Source organism: Rhizobacter sp. P2_H3 (genome assembly GCF_056403355.1).
The window spans coordinates 1-541 of record NZ_JBFUFQ010000550.1; the positions used below are offsets into that span (position 1 = coordinate 1).

Genomic DNA, 541 nt, shown 5'->3' on the forward strand with positions numbered 1-541 from the left:
CACCGTGACGGAGTCCGTCGTGCTGCCGATGACGGAGGCGACCAGCGATGTGCCGGAGCGCGAGAGCTGGACCTCCTTCTGCTTCAGATCGGTGAACACCAGCGTGTCGGTCTTGCCGGAAGTGGTGTCGTAGGTGGAAGCGATGGTGTCCTGGCCGTCGCCGTTGGCGAAGTTGTAAAAGTCGCCGCCGAGGCCGCCGGTGATGGTGTCGTTGCCCTTGCCWCCGGTGATGGTGTCGTTGMGGRTGGTGCCGACCAGKGTGTCRTTGCCGTCGGTGCCCTTGTAGGTCTCCGCGAGGATCGCGTCGATGGAGTCCAGGGTCTTGTCTTCGAACTTGATGGCCTGCAGCGGGTTGTAGCTGTTGAGCGGGTYGTYGYTGTAGAAGAAGTCCTTCACCGTGACCGTGTCGGTGGTGCCTTTGACGGAGGCGATCAGCGAGGTGCCGGAGCGCGACAACTGGACCTGGCCCGACGCCAGGTCGGTGAACACCAGCGTGTCGGTCTTGCCGGAAGTGGTGTCGTAGGTGGAAGCGATGGTGTCC

The 541-nt window shown here is 63.2% G+C and carries 1 protein-coding gene; it reads right to left on the reverse strand.

Translation table 11 applies throughout. From position 1 onward, the window contains the following. The coding region (locus AC1D1T_RS32975; RefSeq protein ID WP_477993581.1) for a calcium-binding protein at positions 1–541 on the reverse strand (541 nt) is incomplete at both ends.